Below are 17,949 nucleotides of genomic sequence, written 5' to 3'. Positions count from 1 at the left end.
GTTGATAGGTTCGAGGTGGAAGCATGGTGACATGTGGAGCTGACGAATACTAATAGATCGAGGACTTAACCATATAATATGTAGCAATGTTATCTAGTTTTGAAGGAATATGCCTTCATAGTTTGGTGATGATGGCAGAGAGGTCACACCCGTTCCCATACCGAACACGGAAGTTAAGCTCTCTAGCGCCGATGGTAGTTGGGACCTTGTCCCTGTGAGAGTAGGACGTCGCCAAGCAACTAAACACGAGTCAAATGACTCGTGTTTTTTCGTGTTTTATTTTATAATCCATAGTAATTAAAAATGTATTTAAATAATTATTATTTTGATTAAATACAGGAGAATGTGGCTAGGATAGTAAATAAGCAAAAGAGTTGCAAATTTTATTAATACGTATATAATTAAAGTCAAAGATAGTCAAAGTCAATAAAGGTGGCGGATAAATGAGAAATATATCTGATATCATTGAGCAATATCTAAAGCAAGTTATTGACTTAAGTAATAATAATGTGATTGAAATCAAAAGAAATGAGATTGCGGATCGATTCGAGTGCGTACCATCTCAAATCAATTATGTAATCAATACCCGTTTTACGTTAGAAAGAGGATTTGTAGTAGAAAGTAAACGTGGTGGAGGAGGTTACATTCGCATTATAAAAGTCAAACTGCATGATGATATAGACATTATTGATCAAATGCTTCATATGATTGATCATAGCGTTGCGCAAGGAAATGCAGAGAGTATGATTATACGTTTAATAGAAGAGGGAATCATAACGAATCGTGAAGCTAAACTTATGTTAAGCGTACTAGATCGTTCTGTATTATCAATGGATGTTCCTTCTCGAGATGAACTTAGGGCTCGAATATTATGCGCAATGTTAAGAACACTGAAATATAAATAAATACAGCTTTTGTAAAAGAATAATAACTAAGAGATAAGGCAGTTAAATATTGTAGAAGTTTTGAAAAAAAAGAACACGCACTTTTATGTAAACGAATAAAGGAAAGTGAACAGTCTAGTAATGTATGAAAAGTACTATGAGATAGATCGTTCCTGTTGTAAAGGTGGGGATAGTGATGACTTGTCAAAACTGTAATATAAGACCAGCAACTTTACATTATACAAAAGTAATTAACGAAAAGAAGGCGGAAGTTCATCTTTGTGAGCAATGTGCAGAACAAAGTGGCTATACGTCTTTCTTTCAATCATCGCAGTCTAACTTTTCATTCCATGATTTATTTGCTGGGTTATTACACGGTGAATCAACAATGTTTGAAGAAGGAAAAAGCGGATTTTCAAACACAAATATATTAAGATGTCCAGATTGTAAAATGACATATGAGCAACTTACAAAGGTAGGACGCTTTGGATGTGCTTCTTGTTACGATACATTTAAGGAACATTTAAAGCCGTTATTAAAACGTCTTCATGGCGGGCATACAGATCATTGTGGAAAAATTCCGAAGCGTATAGAAGGAAATATTCACTTAAAGAAAGAATTAGATGAACTAAAACTCATTCTGAAACAATACGTACAGAAAGAGGAGTTTGAGAAAGCTGCTGAAGTAAGGGATAAAATTAGAAACCTTGAAAATCAGCTTAGTGAGCATAGAGAGGGGGAATAGTTCTATGTCACTGGACAAAATTATGAATGAAGCGATTAGTCCATGGATGAAGGGGGATGGCCCTGATTCTGATATTGTTTTAAGTAGTCGAATTCGTTTGGCTCGTAATTTTAAAAAATATCAATTCTCTACTATGCAAAATGAAGAAGAAGCTAAACTGATTCAAGAATTATTTAAAAAGGAATTTATAAATAAAACGGTAGAACCTTTTGGAGAGTTTGAGCTATTAAAAATGAATGAATTAACGCCTCTTCAAAGGAGAGTATTAGTTGAAAAGCATTTAATTAGTCCCAACCTTGCAGGAACAGAATATGGAGCATGTCTATTGTCAGAAAGCGAACATATTAGTGTTATGCTGAATGAAGAAGACCATATTCGGATTCAGTGCTTATTTTCAGGATTGCAGTTATCAGAGGCTCTTCAAAGTGCCAATCAAATAGATAATTGGATTGAGAAAGAGGTTGAATATGCTTTTGATGAATCACTTGGATATATTACAAGCTGTCCTACTAATGTTGGTACAGGATTGAGGGCTTCTGTAATGATTCATTTACCGGGACTCGTTTTAACGAAAAGAATTAGCCGTATTATACAAGTAATTCAAAAATTAGGGTTAGTAGTAAGAGGAATATACGGTGAAGGTAGCGAAGCGTTAGGTAATATATTTCAAGTGTCAAACCAAATGACGCTAGGAAAATCTGAAGAAGATATTATTGCAGATTTAAAGAGTGTCATTCAACAAATCATACAGCAAGAAAAGATGGCTAGAGAATTAATTGTACAAAATTCAAGTATTGAGCTTGAAGATAAAGTTTATCGCTCTTATGGCATATTAGCCAACAGTCGTTTAATTCAATCTGCGGAAGCAGCCAATTGCTTATCAGATTTACGACTTGGTATTGATTTAGGATATATAAAAGGTATATCGAGAAATATTTTGACTGAGCTAATGGTTCTTACACAGCCAGGCATTTTACAACAATATGCAGGAGGACCTTTAGGACCAGAAGAAAGAGATTATCGAAGAGCAACCTTAATCCGTGAGCGATTACGTATTGAAAAAAACTAAGCGCAAGTAGGAGGCGATTTCTATGATGTTTGGAAGATTTACAGAAAGAGCACAGAAAGTATTAGCTTTATCTCAAGAGGAAGCGATTCGTATTGGGCATAACAATATTGGAACAGAACATATTTTACTTGGGCTTGTACGCGAAGGTGAAGGAATTGCAGCAAAAGCGTTGATTGCTCTTGGATTAAGCCCGGAGAAAGTTCAAAAAGAGGTAGAAGCGTTAATTGGGCGCGGAACAGAAGCTTCTCAAACTGTACATTATACACCGCGTGCTAAAAAGGTTATTGAGTTGTCTATGGATGAAGCTCGCAAATTAGGCCATTCTTATGTTGGAACAGAACATATCTTACTTGGTTTAATCCGCGAAGGTGAAGGGGTAGCAGCACGTGTTTTAAATAACTTAGGTGTTAGCTTAAATAAGGCAAGACAACAAGTATTGCAACTTCTTGGAAGTAATGAAGCAAGTTCAGGTCATCAAGGTGGTTCTTCAACAAATGCAAATACACCAACACTTGATAGCTTAGCACGTGATTTAACAGTTGTTGCACGTGAAAATCGTTTAGATCCTGTTATTGGACGTGGTAAAGAAATTCAACGTGTAATTGAAGTTTTAAGTCGTAGAACAAAAAACAACCCTGTATTAATTGGGGAGCCTGGTGTAGGTAAAACGGCAATTGCAGAAGGATTAGCACAACAAATCGTAAATAATGAAGTTCCTGAAACTTTAAGAGATAAGCGTGTTATGACACTAGATATGGGTACAGTGGTAGCCGGAACGAAATACCGTGGTGAATTTGAAGACCGTTTGAAGAAAGTAATGGATGAAATCCGCCAAGCAGGAAATATCATTCTATTTATTGATGAACTTCATACATTAATTGGTGCAGGTGGCGCAGAAGGTGCTATTGACGCATCGAATATTTTAAAACCATCTTTAGCTCGTGGGGAATTACAATGTATTGGGGCGACAACGTTAGATGAATATCGCAAATATATTGAAAAAGACGCAGCTTTAGAGAGACGTTTCCAACCAATTCACGTTGATGAGCCAAGTTTAGATGAATCAACTCAAATTTTGAAAGGTTTACGCGATCGTTATGAGGCACATCACCGCGTATCTATTACGGATGATGCAATTGATGCAGCTGTAAAGCTTTCAGATCGTTATATTACAGATCGTTTCTTACCAGATAAAGCAATTGATTTAATTGATGAAGCTGCTTCAAAGGTTCGCTTACGCTCTTATACAACACCACCAAATCTAAAAGAGCTTGAAGTGAAGCTTGAGGAAATTAGAAAAGAGAAAGATGCAGCTGTACAAAGTCAAGAATTTGAAAAAGCTGCTTCGTTACGTGATATGGAACAACGCTTACGTGAGAAGTTAGAAGATACGAAGCGTCAATGGAAAGAGCAACAAGGAAAAGAAAACTCAGAAGTGACAGTAGAAGATATTGCAAATGTCGTTTCTACGTGGACTCGTATCCCGGTTTCTAAACTTGCACAAACAGAGACTGATAAATTATTAAACTTAGAATCGATTCTTCACGATCGTGTTATTGGTCAAGATGAAGCAGTAGTAGCTGTAGCGAAAGCTGTTCGTCGTGCTAGAGCAGGCTTGAAAGATCCGAAACGTCCGATTGGTTCATTTATTTTCTTAGGACCAACAGGTGTAGGTAAAACGGAGCTAGCAAGAGCGTTGGCAGAATCTATGTTCGGTGATGAGGATGCAATGATTCGCATCGATATGTCTGAGTACATGGAGAAGCATTCTACTTCTCGTTTAGTTGGATCTCCTCCAGGATATGTTGGATATGAAGAAGGTGGACAATTAACAGAAAAGGTTCGCCGTAAGCCATATTCAGTTGTCTTATTAGATGAAGTAGAGAAAGCTCATCCTGATGTGTTTAACATTTTACTACAAGTATTAGAAGATGGTCGCTTAACAGATTCTAAAGGGCGTACAGTTGATTTCCGTAATACAATTGTTATTATGACATCTAACGTTGGTGCAGAAGCGTTAAAACGTAATAAACATCTTGGATTTAACGTACAAGATGAGAGCCGCGATTATTCAGATATGAAAGGTAAAGTAATGGATGAGCTGAAAAAGGCATTCCGTCCAGAATTCTTAAACCGTATTGATGAAATTATCGTGTTCCATATGCTTGAGAAAAAACATATTCAAGAGATTGTAACACTTATGGTAAATCAGTTAGTAAATCGCTTAAAAGAGCAAGAAATTGAATTGCATTTAACAGAAGGAGCGATTTCGGCTATTGCTGATAAAGGGTTTGACCGAGAGTACGGTGCTCGTCCGCTTCGTAGAGCAATTCAGAAACATGTAGAAGATAGACTATCGGAAGAACTTTTAAAAGGTGCTATTGAGAAAGGACAAAAAGTTATCTTTGATGTTGAAGGAGAATCATTTGTCATTCATAGTGCTGAAAAGGTAAAATAAGTATAGACAAACTAAGAGGGCTACGAGATAGCCCTCTTTCTTGTACGACAAGGATAAATTGTTTATAGATGAAAGTGAAGTGAGATATAAAACGATATGGCTAAAAAGAAAACAAAATTCACATGTCAAGAGTGTGGGTATCAGTCGCCAAAATATATGGGGAAATGCCCTGGATGTGGTCAATGGAATACGCTTGTTGAAGAGATGGAACCGGTTGTATCATCAAGGCGCCTTAATTATGCCAATGCAATTCAAACAGAAGTAACAAAACCAAGACGTCTAACAGAAGTGGAAACAAAGTCTGAGGCGCGTATTGAAACAAAATTTCAAGAATTTAACCGTGTACTTGGTGGCGGGATTGTAGATGGATCCTTAGTACTGATTGGTGGAGACCCCGGGATTGGAAAATCAACGTTACTGTTACAAATATCATCGCAATTAGCAGATTCTTCATATGATGTCCTATATATATCGGGTGAAGAATCAGCAAAACAGATTAAACTGCGTGCGGATCGTTTACATGTAAATGGTAGTAATCTATTTGTTGTATCAGAGACGGATTTACAGCGAATTGCAACACATATTGAAGAGGTGAACCCAGCCTTTGTTGTTATTGATTCTATTCAAACAATACATCTACCTGAAGTAACATCAGCGCCGGGAAGTGTGGCACAAGTTCGTGAATGTACAGCGGAATTAATGAAACTTGCAAAAACGAAAGGAATCCCTATTTTTATCGTTGGACATGTGACAAAAGAGGGAGCGATTGCAGGACCTCGTATGTTAGAACATATGGTCGATGCAGTTCTTTACTTTGAAGGAGACCGTCATCATACATACCGCATTTTGCGAGCAGTAAAGAATCGTTTTGGTTCTACGAATGAAATGGGTATTTTTGAAATGAAAGAGCTTGGCCTTGCAGAAGTATTAAACCCTTCTGAAATTTTTCTTGAGGAAAGACCAGTTGGGGTTGCAGGATCAACAGTGGTTGCCTCAATGGAAGGAACAAGACCAGTTTTAGTAGAAATACAAGCATTAATCTCCCCTACTAGTTTTGGAAACCCTCGAAGAATGGCAACGGGAATTGATCATAACCGTGTATCGCTTATTATGGCAGTGCTAGAAAAAAGAACAGGCTTATTATTGCAAAATCAGGATGCATATTTAAAAGTAGCAGGTGGTTTGAAGTTAGATGAACCAGCAATTGATTTAGCTGTCGCTTTAAGTATAGCTTCAAGTTTTAGAGATAAATCTACGGCACCAACCGATGCAGTAATAGGAGAAGTAGGATTAACTGGAGAAATAAGAAGAGTATCAAGAATTGAACAACGTGTACAAGAAGCAGCTAAATTAGGATTTCAACGCGCTATTATTCCTAGAAAAAATTTGGGAGGATGGACAATTCCAGATGGGATTGAGGTAGTTGGTGTATCTAATTTAGGAGAAGCGCTTCGTTTGACATTAGGAGGCTAGGCTATGGAAGAAAACAAGCAACGTGTCAAAAGTATGATTAATATTTTACAACTTGTGGCCCCGGGAACACCACTGCGCGAAGGGATAGATAATGTACTTCGCGCACAAACAGGGGGATTAATTGTTCTTGGATATAATGAGCAGATTAAAAGTATTGTTGATGGAGGTTTTCATATTAATTGTGCATTTTCTCCGGCTAGTTTATACGAATTAGCAAAAATGGATGGGGCACTTATTTTAAATGAAACTGGAAGTAAAATTTTGATTGCGAACGCACAGTTAGTTCCAGAGTCATCTATCGACTCTATTGAGACAGGTATGCGCCACCGAACAGCGGAGCGTGTAGCAAAGCAGACTGGTAGCCTTGTTGTGGCTATTTCACAAAGACGTAACGTAATTACACTATACCAAGGGAATTTACGTTATACACTAAAAGATATAGGTGTTATTTTAACAAAGGCAAACCAGGCTATTCAGACGTTAGAAAAATATAAGGCTGTATGGAATGATGGGATTACGAATTTGGGCATTCTAGAATTTGAAGAGGTTGTTACAATGTCCGAGGTGGTTCATGTTTTACATAGTGTTGAAATGGTACTACGTATTAAAAATGAAATATTGAGCTATATTCATGAATTGGGAACAGAAGGTAGGTTAATTCGTTTACAACTTACGGAACTACTAGCCGACTTAGAAGCAGAGGCAGCGCTATTAATTAAAGATTACTATCAAGAAAAAACACAAGACCATCATCAAATTTTGAAAAAGTTACAAGAGCTTGCGAATACACAACTTCTAGAGGATAGTGATTTAGTTAAATTGCTCGGATATCCGGGACAAACGAGCTTAGAAGAAAGTGTGACGCCGAGAGGATACCGAATCACAAGCAAAATTTCGCGTGTTCCACCACTTATCATTGAAAATTTAATTAATCGATTTAAAACCTTGCAGGGTGTTTGTCGTGCAACTATTAATGAATTAGATGATGTGGAAGGAATTGGAGAAGTCAGGGCGAAGAAAATACGAGAAGGCCTAAAAAGAATTCAAGAGCATCTCTATATGAGTAGACACAATTAAGAATATTACATTGATTCCATAATATAACGACACTAGAACATTTTTGGTATATGATATGATATATTGGTAAATAAAACTATTTATAAAAAAACACGTCCGCTTTTGCATTCGGCGTTTTGATTAGCGAAACAATGGTTAATAATGAGTAGGAGGTGGTTGGATGTTAAAACGGATTGTACAGCTCTTCTTTTTAGTAATCGGGGGAGCGTTAGGGATTTACTTAATCCCAAAAGTTATTAATGTATTAGACATCGGTGCCGTTCCTTTATTGGAAGGATCGTATGTTCGTGCAATTATTGGTGCAATTATTTTATTTTTAACAACATTTTGGCTTGTAGATTATATTGTTCAACTTATTAAGCATATTGAAGAGGCTCTTGTAAAGGCGCCTGTAGCAGATGTTTTATTTGGTACATTAGGGTTAATCTCTGGGCTTATTGTTGCGTATTTAATTTTAATACCAATTCGTGAATTTACAATTCCAGTTATTAGTACAGTGTTGCAAGTGTTCTTTACTCTTTTACTAGGATATTTAGGATTCCAAGTAGGGTTTAAAAAGAGGAATGAATTGCTAGGATTATTTACATTACCACAACGTGGGAAGAAGAAAAATAATAATAGTGAGAATGAAGAACCAGAAAATGAGGTAGAAGAATCTTTAGCGCATTGGAAAATTCTTGATACAAGTGTAATTATCGATGGACGTATTGCTGATATTTGCCAAACAAAGTTTTTAGAAGGAACAATTGTCATTCCACAATTCGTGTTAGAAGAACTTCAACATATTGCCGATTCTTCTGATGCTTTAAAACGTAATCGTGGTCGTAGAGGATTAGATATTTTAAATCGTATTCAAAAAGAGATGCCGATTCCGGTAGAAATTTATGAAGGCGATTTCGATGATATTCAAGAAGTGGATAGCAAACTTGTAAAGTTAGCGAAAATCACTGGTGGAACGGTAGTAACGAATGACTTCAACTTAAACAAGGTCTCTGAATTACAAGGGGTAACGGTGTTAAACATTAACGATTTAGCTAATGCAATTAAACCTGTTGTACTCCCAGGTGAAGAACTAAGTGTTTATGTTGTAAAAGATGGAAAAGAACAAAATCAAGGTGTGGCATATTTAGATGATGGCACAATGATTGTAGTAGAAGATGGTAGAGAATATGTAGGCTCACAACTCGATGTACTCGTTACGAGTGTGTTACAAACATCGGCGGGGCGTATGATTTTTGCCAAACGTAAATTATTAGAAAAAGCATTATAAGTAGAGGATTATTAATATGTATACATTAATTATTCCAGCAGCGGGTCAAGGAAAGCGGATGGGTGCTGGCAAAAATAAGTTGTTCTTACTTATTAATGAAGTACCGATTATTGTGCATACGTTACGTGCTTTTGAAAAGGATAGAGCATGTAAAAATATTATTATGGCAATTAATGAAGAAGAGCGTCCGTATTTTGAAGAGTTAATGCAGAAGTATCCGGTTAAAAAGCCAGTGCAATTTATTCAAGGTGGAGCTGAAAGACAAGATAGTGTATATAACGCGATTCAGCATACGAGTGATGTTGAGTATGTTCTTGTACATGACGGTGCGCGCCCGTTCGTAACGAATAAAGTGATTCAAGATGTATTAACTGCAGCAGAAAAATATGGAGCTTCCATTTGTGCGGTGCCAGTGAAAGATACTGTTAAGAAAGTAGAGCAGGGTGTTGTTGTAGAAACAGTAGAAAGATCTCAGCTTAAAGCTGTACAAACACCTCAAGGGTTCTCTGTTTCTCTTTTGTTAGAAGCTCATAGAAGTGCGAAACAGAGTTGTTTTCTTGGTACAGATGATGCAAGTCTGGTAGAACGTATCGGGAAGCAAGTAGGTGTAGTAGAGGGGAGTTACTATAATATTAAGGTGACGACTCCAGAGGATTTACTAATTGCTGAAAGTTTTCTTCACGTTCAAAAGAAATGATAGCAATGATTATAGCGAAGAAAAGCTCGGCAACAGCCGGGCTTTTCTTTATAAGGATAGCGATATAATATAGAATCATAAAGCTCAGTAGTTTAGCTCGAGGAGGATGTAAAAAATGTTTCGAATTGGACAAGGTTTTGATGTACATGAATTCGCAGAGGGTAGACCGTTAATTATTGGTGGGGTTACAATTCCTCATGAGAAAGGATTAATCGGTCACTCCGATGCAGATGTATTGTTACATACAATCGCGGACGCATGTTTAGGTGCAATTGCAGCAGGAGATATAGGAAAACATTTCCCTGATACAGACCCTGCCTTTAAAGATGCTGATTCAGCTGTATTGTTGCAAAAGGTTTGGGAATTTGTGCGTGAACAAGGTTATGAATTAGGGAATTTAGATTGTACAATTATTGCTCAAAAGCCAAAAATGGCACCACATATTGAAAGTATGCGTAAACGCATTAGTGAACTATTAGAAACGTCTATTGATAATATCAATGTAAAGGCAACAACAACAGAAAAATTAGGATTTACAGGTAGAGAAGAAGGAATTGCTTCTCAAGCAGTTGTTTTATTACAGAAAAAATAATGGTTTTTAATTCGTAAGATGGATAATCACATTTTTTTGGTGTACAATTATAGAATGTGTTGACATTAAGAATGGAAGGTGTACCAATTATGGAAAAGCAAGTGAGAGTGCGCTATGCGCCAAGTCCAACAGGACACTTACATATCGGAAATGCGCGTACGGCATTATTTAATTATTTATTTGCTCGTCATCAAGATGGTAAGTTTATTATTCGTATTGAAGATACTGATGTAAAACGTAATGTTGCTGGTGGAGAAGAAAGCCAATTAAAATACTTGAAATGGCTCGGTATGGACTGGGATGAAGGTGTTGATGTTGGTGGTGAATTTGGACCATATCGTCAAACAGAGCGTTTAGATATTTATAAAAAGTTATATGAAGATTTATTAGAGCGTGGTTTAGCTTACAAATGTTATATGACAGAAGAAGAACTAGAAGCAGAACGCGAAGGGCAAATTGCTCGTGGTGAAACACCTCGTTACGCAGGTAACCACCGTGATTTAACTGAAGCGCAAGTGAAAGAATTTGAAGCTGAGGGACGTATTCCAAGTATTCGTTTCCGTGTACCAGCTGACCGTGATTACACATTTAAAGATATTGTAAAAGATGAAGTTGCATTCCATTCAAATGATTTCGGTGATTTCGTTATCGTGAAAAAAGATGGGATTCCAACTTATAACTTTGCAGTAGCAGTAGATGATCACTTAATGGAAATTACACACGTGCTTCGTGGTGATGACCATATTTCAAACACGCCAAAACAAATGATGATTTATGAAGCTTTCGGTTGGGATATTCCACAATTCGGTCATATGACTTTAATTGTAAATGAAAGCCGTAAAAAATTAAGTAAGCGTGATGAATCTATTATTCAATTTATTGAGCAATATAAAGAGCTTGGATATCTTCCAGAAGCAATCTTTAACTTTATTGCATTACTAGGTTGGTCGCCAGTAGGAGAAGAAGAAATCTTCTCTCAAGAAGAGTTTATCAAAATGTTCGATGCAGCTCGTTTATCAAAATCACCTGCATTATTTGATTCTCAAAAACTAAAATGGATGAACAACCAATATATGAAAAAGCAAGATTTAGATACGGTGGTAGAATTAAGCTTACCGCATTTAGTGAAGGCTGGACGTATAGGTGAAACTTTAAGTGAACAAGAACAAGCTTGGATTCGTGATGTAATTGCGTTATATCATGAACAAATGAGCTTTGGAGCTGAAATTGTAGAGCTTTCTGAAATGTTCTTCAAAGATCATGTTGATTATGAAGAAGAAGGACAAGAAGTATTAAAAGGTGAACAAGTACCAGAAGTACTTCGTGCATTTGCTGGTCAAGTAGAAGCACTAGAAGCTATGGAACCGGCAGCAATTAAGGCGGCTATTAAAGCAGTTCAAAAGGAAACAGGTCATAAAGGTAAAAACCTATTTATGCCAATCCGTGTTGCAACTACTGGTCAAACACACGGCCCAGAGCTTCCTAATGCTATTGCACTTCTTGGAAAAGAAAAAGTTTTAAATCGTCTTCAAAAAGTAATTGGTTAACATTTTCTAGGTTTAGAAATATAATAAGTATACTTAAAACCTAATAAGGAAAAGCGACGAGAAGGAGAAGTAGAAAATCAGGCTTTTTACAGAGAGAACCACCTTAGGCTGGAAGTGGTTTATAAGCGGGTTTTTGAAATGCCCCTTCGAGTCTTCTGCTGAACAGCAAATGGTTTTGCGAAACGTCTTAGGACATAAAGTAAGCAGAAGCGGTGTACACCGTTATCAGAGATGAGTTTGAGGCTTTTTTAGCCTAAACAGAGTGGAACCGCGCTTATAAGGCGTCTCTGTCAATATGACAGAGGCGTCTTTTTTTATACCGTAAAATTGGGTATGAGTATAAGTTTTATCCACGTGTATAAAGATTTAGGGGGATAAGTAGGGAGTTAGTTCACTTGAAAAAGCAGCCCATAAAGGGGAGGGAACGTCGATGTTTAAGAGGCTTCGGGAAGATATTGAAGTCGTTTTTGAACAGGATCCAGCGGCAAGAAGTTATTTCGAAGTCATTTTGACTTACTCTGGATTACATGCAGTTTGGGCCCATCGAATTGCACATGCTTTTTATAAAAAGAATTTCTTCTTTATTGCACGTTGGATCTCACAAGTTAGTCGTTTCTTTACTGGCATTGAGATTCATCCAGGAGCAACAATTGGTCGTCGTTTTTTCATTGACCATGGAATGGGGGTTGTAATTGGAGAAACGTGCGAAATTGGTGACAATGTAACGATCTATCAAGGAGTTACATTAGGTGGTACGGGTAAAGAAAAGGGAAAGAGGCACCCTACAATTCAGGATAATGTATTAATTGCAACAGGTGCTAAAGTACTAGGTTCTATTACAGTTGGAGAGAATTCTAAAATTGGAGCAGGTTCTGTCGTATTAAAAGAAGTCCCTGCACATTCTACAGTTGTAGGTATACCTGGCCGAGTCGTTATTCAAAATGGAGTAAAGATCGGTCAAGAATTAAATCATTCCGACCTTCCAGACCCAATTTTTGATAAATTAAAGGTCATGGAAGTAGAACTTGATAAATTGAAAAAACAACTTGAAGTAAAGGTAGAAAGGAAGGATAAAAATGACTATTCACATTTATAATACGTTAACGCGTCAAAAGGAAGAATTTACTCCATTAGAAGAAAATAAGGTAAAGATGTATGTATGCGGACCTACAGTGTATAACTATATTCACATCGGGAATGCAAGACCACCTATGGTATTTGATACAGTGCGCCGTTATTTAGAATATAAAGGGTACGATGTGCAGTATGTATCTAACTTTACCGACGTAGATGATAAATTAATTAAAGCAGCAAATGAGTTAGGTGAAGATGTGCCGACAATTGCGGACCGTTTCGTGGAAGCGTACTTTGAAGATGTAACGGCATTAGGTTGCAAACATGCAACAGTTCATCCGCGTGTAACAGAAAATATGGATATTATTATTGAGTTTATTCAAGAACTTGTGAATAAAGGATATGCATATGAATCAGAAGGGGATGTGTACTTTAGAACGAAGGAATTCGAAGGGTACGGTAAGTTATCGCATCAACCGATCGCGGACTTACGTCACGGTGCGCGTATTGAAGTAGGAGAAAAGAAACAAGACCCTCTTGATTTTGCTCTATGGAAAGCTGCGAAAGAAGGAGAAATCTTCTGGGAAAGCCCTTGGGGTCAAGGTCGTCCAGGCTGGCATATCGAATGCTCGGCAATGGCGCGTAAATACTTAGGGGACACAATTGATATTCACGCTGGTGGTCAAGACTTGGCATTTCCTCATCATGAGAATGAAATCGCGCAGTCTGAGGCGTTAACAGGAAAAACTTTTGCACGTTATTGGATGCACAATGGATATATTAATATTAATAATGAGAAAATGTCTAAGTCACTTGGGAACTTCATTTTAGTTCACGATATCATTAAGCAATATGATCCGCAGTTAATTAGATTCTTTATGTTATCAGTACATTATCGTCACCCAATTAATTTCAGTGAAGAGTTATTACAAAGCACAAATAACGGACTGGAAAGAATTAAAACAGCTTACGGTAATTTAAAACACCGTATGGAAAGTAGTACGGATTTAACAGATCATAATGAGAAATGGTTAGCTGATCTGGAAAAATTCCAAACTGCATTTGAAGAAGCGATGAATGATGACTTCAATACTGCTAATGCAATCACTGAGTTATATAATGTAGCAAATCATGCAAATCAATATTTACTGGAAGAACATACGTCTACAGTGGTAATTCAAGCGTACGTAAAACAACTTGAAACATTATTTGATATTTTAGGGTTAGAATTAGCGCAAGAAGAGTTACTAGATGAAGAAATTGAGGCACTTATTCAAAAACGTATTGAAGCTCGTAAAAATCGTGATTTTGCATTATCAGATCAAATTCGCGATGATTTAAAAGATCGTAATATTATTTTAGAAGATACCGCTCAAGGTACAAGATGGAAAAGAGGATAAGAATGATTGATGCAAAGCAATTAAACAGCTTAGCGTTAGCATATATGGGTGATGCGGTATATGAACAATATATCCGCTATCACCTACTTCAAAAAGGGAAGGTTCGTCCTAATCAGTTGCATCGATTAGGGACAAGCTTTGTTTCGGCAAAAGCACAGGCGAAAGTTGTTTATCATTTATTAGAGACAGCATTTTTAACTGAGGAAGAAGAAGCAGTACTAAGAAGAGGGCGTAATGCAAATTCAGGTACTGTTCCGAAAAATACAGATGTACAAACATATCGACATAGTACAGCCTTTGAAGCGTTAATTGGCTATCATCACTTATTAAATAATCGTGAAAGATTAGACGAAATTGTATATAAGGCAATTGCTGTTCTAGAAGAAAAGGAAGGGGGCATATCATCATGAGTAGTGAATATATTATCGGACGTAACCCTGTAATTGAAGCGTTACGATCAGGGAGAGATATTAATAAAATTTGGATCGCAGAAGGTGCTGCCAAAGGACAAGTACAAATTGTACTAGCACTAGCGAAAGAAAATAAGATTATTTTACAACATGCACCAAAAAAGAAGTTAGATCAATTAGTTGAGGGCAACCATCAAGGTGTAATTGCTCAAGTGGCCGCATATCAATATGCTGAGTTAGAAGATTTATTCAAAGTAGCAGAGAAGCGTAATGAAGATCCGTTCTTCTTAATTCTAGATGAAATTGAAGACCCGCATAACCTAGGTTCTATTATGCGTACTGCGGACGCAACAGGAGCTCATGGAATTATAATTCCGAAAAGAAGAGCTGTGGGACTTACTGCATCAGTTGCGAAAGCGTCTACTGGGGCAATTGAATATATTCCTGTTGCACGCGTAACGAATTTATCTCGTACAATCGATGAATTAAAAGAACGTGGACTTTGGATTGCTGGTACAGATGCAAAAGGGAAAACGGATTACCGTAATTTAGATGGTAAAATGCCAATTGGATTAGTAATTGGAAGTGAAGGAAAAGGTATGAGTCGTATTATTGGTGAAAAATGTGATTTCTTAATTACTTTACCGATGGTTGGTAAAGTTACATCCTTAAATGCTTCAGTGGCCGCAAGTTTGTTAATGTATGAGGTATATCGTAAACGTAACGAAATTGGTAAATAGAAAATGAACGATATTTTAATCGTTGACGGTTACAACATTATTGGAGCTTGGGGAGACTTGAAGAAACTACGGGATGTAGATTTGCAGTCATCAAGAGATGCATTGATTGATAAGATGGCGGATTACCAAGGTTACACAGGGACAAAGGTAATGATAGTTTTTGATGCTTATACAGTCCACGGTATTGAAAAAAAGATGAAACAATCGCGTGTGGAAGTTATATTCACGAGGAAGAATCAAACGGCAGATGAAAAGATAGAGCAACTTGCAATTGAACTTAGAAATATAAATACACAAATATATGTTGCGACTTCTGATTATACGGAACAATGGGTTATATTTGCTCAAGGTGCGCTCCGGAAATCTGCGCGGGAATTAGAGTTGGAAGTACAAGCGATGGAGCAACAAGTAAGAAGACGTACACAAGACACAAAAGAAAAGCAACCCGCCATGCGAAAGATATTTAGTAAAGATATTACAGAAAAGTTAGAAAAATTAAGAAGAGGAGAGCGTTGAAGCATTGACGCTCTTTGTCTTTTTACTGTATAATATTTCTAAATAAATAGCGGTCGGAGGGATCAAGGTGGAAGCAGGCTTCGTAAGTGTAGGCGACGTTACATTTCGTGATTTAGAAGATGAGGCAATCGTTGAGTTAGTTCGAAAAGGTAATACTGACGCTCTAGAATATTTGATTCACAAATATAAGAACTTTGTTCGCGCGAAATCGAGATCTTATTTCTTAGTGGGTGCCGATCGAGAAGATATTGTTCAAGAAGGTATGATTGGATTGTTTAAAGCGATTCGTGATTATAAGGAGGACAAGCTGTCTTCATTCAAAGCATTTGCTGAACTGTGTATCACTCGACAAATTATTACCGCTATTAAAACAGCAACCAGGCAAAAGCATATTCCGTTAAATTCATATGTGTCTTTAGATAAACCGATTTATGACGAGGAATCTGATCGGACATTATTAGATGTTATTTCGGAAGCGAAGGTAACTGATCCTGAAGAAATGATTATAAGTCAGGAAGAATATACAGACATAGAATCTAAAATATCTGAATTATTAAGCGATTTAGAAAGAAAAGTGCTTTCTTTATATCTAGACGGCCGTTCTTATCAAGAGATTTCGGAACAGTTAAATAGACATGTGAAATCTATTGATAACGCTTTACAGAGAGTAAAGCGGAAATTGGAACGATATATGGAAATGAGAGAGAGTACCACTTTAAATTCATAACAAGTACTACAGGTGTAAAAAATCACCTGTTTTCTTTTTGTAGGGAGTACAAAAGGCATGACATTGACATTGTCTTTTATTGTATGATACATTTTTAGGGACATAATGTTACAAGGTTGGTGTAACTAATGAGGAAAAAAGTTGTACTCTCATGTGAAGAGTGTAAAAATCGAAACTACTCTACGATGAAAGATACGAGCTCAGTAGAGCGACTTGAAATAAAGAAATTTTGTAAAACATGCAATCAGCATACAGTTCACAAGGAAACAAAATAAATAATTGAAATAATACACTGGAGGTCCCGTAGATGCGTTTAACGAACTTTTTCGGCGATGTAGGTCGCGAAATGAAAAAAGTAAGTTGGCCTAAAAAAGATGAATTACTCCGTTCAACAGCGACTGTTATCGCTACAGTTGTCTTCTTTGCGATTTTCTTCGCAGTTGTTGATATGGGCATTTCTTCTTTAATTCGGTTAATTCTTGGTTAATTCTTGAATAAGAAGCACTTATCCATGATATAATGTTATTTATAAGAACTGTGTAAAAGCCCGGTGAACGGGTTTTTTCATTTGCGCAAAAAAATGTACGTCAGGGAGGGAAGGACGCTCGTCCTAAATGAATGGAAAAAAGTTGGTATGTTGTCCATACTTATTCTGGATATGAAAATAAAGTAAAAGCAAACCTAGAGAAACGTGTAGAATCAATGGGTATGCAAGATAAAATTTTCCGTGTTGTTGTCCCGGAAGAAGTAGAAGTAGAAATGAAAAACGGTAAAGAAAAATTAATGAAAAGAAAAGTGTTCCCAGGTTATGTATTAGTAGAATTAATCATGACTGATGACTCTTGGTATGTTGTACGTAACACACCAGGTGTAACTGGGTTCGTTGGTTCTTCTGGTTCTGGATCTAAACCATCACCTCTATTAGAAGAGGAAGTTGTTACCATTATGAAACATATGGGAATGGACAACGAAGTGGTTGATTTCGACTTTGAACTTCATGAGACAGTACGTGTAAATGAGGGACCATTCGCAGATTATACAGGTGCTATCGAAGAAATTGATGTGGAGAAGAAGAAGGTTAGCGTGCTTGTGGACATGTTTGGTCGCGAGACTCCAGTTGAACTTGACTTCCATCAAATTGAAAAATTATAAAATGAAACTTGAAATGAATTGTAAAAAGTGATAATATCTTTTAAGTCAGTACGTCTTCGTTATCGGAGACGTTTTTTGAAAGATTTTATCCTTAGAGATAAAATATGACGTGGGAGGG

General features: G+C 36.9%; 19 protein-coding genes, 1 rRNA gene and 1 other annotated feature. All 20 genes read left to right on the top strand.

The window, feature by feature from the left end; genetic code table 11:
- Positions 1-121 precede the first annotated feature (121 nt).
- The 20 genes from rrf to nusG all read left to right on the top strand — a co-directional run bounded on the left by rrf (position 122) and on the right by nusG (position 17,831).
- Positions 122-237, top strand: a 5S ribosomal RNA gene (gene rrf / locus ACTFRS_RS27880).
- A 206-nt stretch (positions 238-443) separates the two neighbouring features.
- On the top strand, positions 444-905 hold the full coding sequence (gene ctsR / locus ACTFRS_RS27875; RefSeq protein ID WP_001244563.1) for a transcriptional regulator CtsR: 462 nt from the start codon (positions 444-446) through the stop codon (positions 903-905).
- A 175-nt stretch (positions 906-1,080) separates the two neighbouring features.
- On the top strand, positions 1,081-1,629 hold the full coding sequence (locus tag ACTFRS_RS27870; RefSeq protein ID WP_000128395.1) for a UvrB/UvrC motif-containing protein: 549 nt from the start codon (positions 1,081-1,083) through the stop codon (positions 1,627-1,629).
- Positions 1,630-1,633: 4 nt separating this feature from the next.
- Positions 1,634-2,698: a protein arginine kinase gene (locus ACTFRS_RS27865; protein ID WP_000050822.1), complete on the top strand. Its 1,065-nt coding sequence runs from the start codon at positions 1,634-1,636 to the stop codon at positions 2,696-2,698.
- Between the two features lie 22 nt (positions 2,699-2,720).
- A complete protein-coding gene (clpC, locus tag ACTFRS_RS27860; protein WP_000971179.1) occupies positions 2,721-5,156 on the top strand; it encodes an ATP-dependent protease ATP-binding subunit ClpC in 2,436 nt (811 codons plus the stop codon).
- A 96-nt stretch (positions 5,157-5,252) separates the two neighbouring features.
- Positions 5,253-6,629 carry a DNA repair protein RadA gene (gene radA, locus ACTFRS_RS27855; protein WP_001085212.1) on the top strand — a complete coding sequence of 459 codons (1,377 nt, stop codon included), beginning with the start codon at positions 5,253-5,255 and terminating at the stop codon, positions 6,627-6,629.
- Between the two features lie 3 nt (positions 6,630-6,632).
- On the top strand, positions 6,633-7,706 hold the full coding sequence (disA, locus tag ACTFRS_RS27850; RefSeq protein WP_000392168.1) for a DNA integrity scanning diadenylate cyclase DisA: 1,074 nt from the start codon (positions 6,633-6,635) through the stop codon (positions 7,704-7,706).
- 160 nt (positions 7,707-7,866) lie between these two features.
- Positions 7,867-8,976, top strand: coding sequence for a PIN/TRAM domain-containing protein (locus ACTFRS_RS27845; protein WP_000919684.1), 1,110 nt, complete (start codon positions 7,867-7,869; stop codon positions 8,974-8,976).
- Positions 8,977-8,992: 16 nt separating this feature from the next.
- A complete protein-coding gene (gene ispD / locus ACTFRS_RS27840) occupies positions 8,993-9,673 on the top strand; it encodes a 2-C-methyl-D-erythritol 4-phosphate cytidylyltransferase (protein ID WP_242293993.1) in 681 nt (226 codons plus the stop codon).
- A gap of 115 nt (positions 9,674-9,788) precedes the next feature.
- A complete protein-coding gene (gene ispF / locus ACTFRS_RS27835) occupies positions 9,789-10,265 on the top strand; it encodes a 2-C-methyl-D-erythritol 2,4-cyclodiphosphate synthase (RefSeq protein WP_000488396.1) in 477 nt (158 codons plus the stop codon).
- 89 nt (positions 10,266-10,354) lie between these two features.
- Positions 10,355-11,812, top strand: coding sequence for a glutamate--tRNA ligase (gene gltX / locus ACTFRS_RS27830; protein WP_000415154.1), 1,458 nt, complete (start codon positions 10,355-10,357; stop codon positions 11,810-11,812).
- Positions 11,813-11,859: 47 nt separating this feature from the next.
- Positions 11,860-12,104, top strand: a binding site (T-box leader).
- Between the two features lie 138 nt (positions 12,105-12,242).
- Positions 12,243-12,908, top strand: coding sequence for a serine O-acetyltransferase (gene cysE / locus ACTFRS_RS27825; protein ID WP_000476500.1), 666 nt, complete (start codon positions 12,243-12,245; stop codon positions 12,906-12,908).
- Positions 12,889-14,286: a cysteine--tRNA ligase gene (cysS, locus tag ACTFRS_RS27820; RefSeq protein ID WP_048553561.1), complete on the top strand. Its 1,398-nt coding sequence runs from the start codon at positions 12,889-12,891 to the stop codon at positions 14,284-14,286. The genes cysE and cysS overlap by 20 nt, the downstream gene beginning before the upstream one ends.
- A gap of 2 nt (positions 14,287-14,288) precedes the next feature.
- Positions 14,289-14,696: a Mini-ribonuclease 3 gene (locus ACTFRS_RS27815; protein WP_242293991.1), complete on the top strand. Its 408-nt coding sequence runs from the start codon at positions 14,289-14,291 to the stop codon at positions 14,694-14,696.
- Positions 14,693-15,436 carry a 23S rRNA (guanosine(2251)-2'-O)-methyltransferase RlmB gene (gene rlmB / locus ACTFRS_RS27810; protein ID WP_000093759.1) on the top strand — a complete coding sequence of 248 codons (744 nt, stop codon included), beginning with the start codon at positions 14,693-14,695 and terminating at the stop codon, positions 15,434-15,436. Before ACTFRS_RS27815 ends, rlmB begins: the two co-directional genes overlap by 4 nt.
- A gap of 3 nt (positions 15,437-15,439) precedes the next feature.
- Positions 15,440-15,952: an NYN domain-containing protein gene (locus ACTFRS_RS27805; protein ID WP_000997883.1), complete on the top strand. Its 513-nt coding sequence runs from the start codon at positions 15,440-15,442 to the stop codon at positions 15,950-15,952.
- 67 nt (positions 15,953-16,019) lie between these two features.
- Positions 16,020-16,679 carry an RNA polymerase sporulation sigma factor SigH gene (locus ACTFRS_RS27800; RefSeq protein WP_000387198.1) on the top strand — a complete coding sequence of 220 codons (660 nt, stop codon included), beginning with the start codon at positions 16,020-16,022 and terminating at the stop codon, positions 16,677-16,679.
- 128 nt (positions 16,680-16,807) lie between these two features.
- Positions 16,808-16,954 (top strand): 50S ribosomal protein L33, encoded by a 147-nt coding sequence (gene rpmG, locus ACTFRS_RS27795; RefSeq protein WP_002070160.1) that lies wholly within the window; start codon positions 16,808-16,810, stop codon positions 16,952-16,954.
- A 32-nt stretch (positions 16,955-16,986) separates the two neighbouring features.
- On the top strand, positions 16,987-17,166 hold the full coding sequence (secE, locus tag ACTFRS_RS27790; protein WP_001241321.1) for a preprotein translocase subunit SecE: 180 nt from the start codon (positions 16,987-16,989) through the stop codon (positions 17,164-17,166).
- Positions 17,167-17,297: 131 nt separating this feature from the next.
- Positions 17,298-17,831 carry a transcription termination/antitermination protein NusG gene (gene nusG / locus ACTFRS_RS27785; protein ID WP_000415794.1) on the top strand — a complete coding sequence of 178 codons (534 nt, stop codon included), beginning with the start codon at positions 17,298-17,300 and terminating at the stop codon, positions 17,829-17,831.
- Positions 17,832-17,949: the final 118 nt, after the last annotated feature.

Origin of the sequence: Bacillus cereus group sp. MYBK139-1 (genome assembly GCF_051916915.1) — a bacterium.
Taxonomy (GTDB): domain Bacteria; phylum Bacillota; class Bacilli; order Bacillales; family Bacillaceae_G; genus Bacillus_A; species Bacillus_A pacificus.
This window is presented reverse-complemented; position numbering and strand designations above follow the sequence as displayed.

What these genes read in the sequence shown, in the direction of transcription:
- ispD (WP_242293993.1), top strand. Translation starts at nt 8,993, where the DNA reads ATGTATACATTAATTATTCCAGCAGCGGGTCAAGGAAAGCGGATGGGT.
- nusG (WP_000415794.1), top strand. Translation starts at nt 17,298, where the DNA reads ATGGAAAAAAGTTGGTATGTTGTCCATACTTATTCTGGATATGAAAAT.
- disA (WP_000392168.1), top strand. Translation starts at nt 6,633, where the DNA reads ATGGAAGAAAACAAGCAACGTGTCAAAAGTATGATTAATATTTTACAA.
- rpmG (WP_002070160.1), top strand. Translation starts at nt 16,808, where the DNA reads ATGAGGAAAAAAGTTGTACTCTCATGTGAAGAGTGTAAAAATCGAAAC.
- ispF (WP_000488396.1), top strand. Translation starts at nt 9,789, where the DNA reads ATGTTTCGAATTGGACAAGGTTTTGATGTACATGAATTCGCAGAGGGT.
- ACTFRS_RS27815 (WP_242293991.1), top strand. Translation starts at nt 14,289, where the DNA reads ATGATTGATGCAAAGCAATTAAACAGCTTAGCGTTAGCATATATGGGT.
- ACTFRS_RS27805 (WP_000997883.1), top strand. Translation starts at nt 15,440, where the DNA reads ATGAACGATATTTTAATCGTTGACGGTTACAACATTATTGGAGCTTGG.
- cysS (WP_048553561.1), top strand. Translation starts at nt 12,889, where the DNA reads ATGACTATTCACATTTATAATACGTTAACGCGTCAAAAGGAAGAATTT.
- clpC (WP_000971179.1), top strand. Translation starts at nt 2,721, where the DNA reads ATGATGTTTGGAAGATTTACAGAAAGAGCACAGAAAGTATTAGCTTTA.
- gltX (WP_000415154.1), top strand. Translation starts at nt 10,355, where the DNA reads ATGGAAAAGCAAGTGAGAGTGCGCTATGCGCCAAGTCCAACAGGACAC.
- cysE (WP_000476500.1), top strand. Translation starts at nt 12,243, where the DNA reads ATGTTTAAGAGGCTTCGGGAAGATATTGAAGTCGTTTTTGAACAGGAT.
- ACTFRS_RS27845 (WP_000919684.1), top strand. Translation starts at nt 7,867, where the DNA reads ATGTTAAAACGGATTGTACAGCTCTTCTTTTTAGTAATCGGGGGAGCG.
- secE (WP_001241321.1), top strand. Translation starts at nt 16,987, where the DNA reads ATGCGTTTAACGAACTTTTTCGGCGATGTAGGTCGCGAAATGAAAAAA.
- ACTFRS_RS27870 (WP_000128395.1), top strand. Translation starts at nt 1,081, where the DNA reads ATGACTTGTCAAAACTGTAATATAAGACCAGCAACTTTACATTATACA.
- ACTFRS_RS27865 (WP_000050822.1), top strand. Translation starts at nt 1,634, where the DNA reads ATGTCACTGGACAAAATTATGAATGAAGCGATTAGTCCATGGATGAAG.
- ctsR (WP_001244563.1), top strand. Translation starts at nt 444, where the DNA reads ATGAGAAATATATCTGATATCATTGAGCAATATCTAAAGCAAGTTATT.
- rlmB (WP_000093759.1), top strand. Translation starts at nt 14,693, where the DNA reads ATGAGTAGTGAATATATTATCGGACGTAACCCTGTAATTGAAGCGTTA.
- radA (WP_001085212.1), top strand. Translation starts at nt 5,253, where the DNA reads ATGGCTAAAAAGAAAACAAAATTCACATGTCAAGAGTGTGGGTATCAG.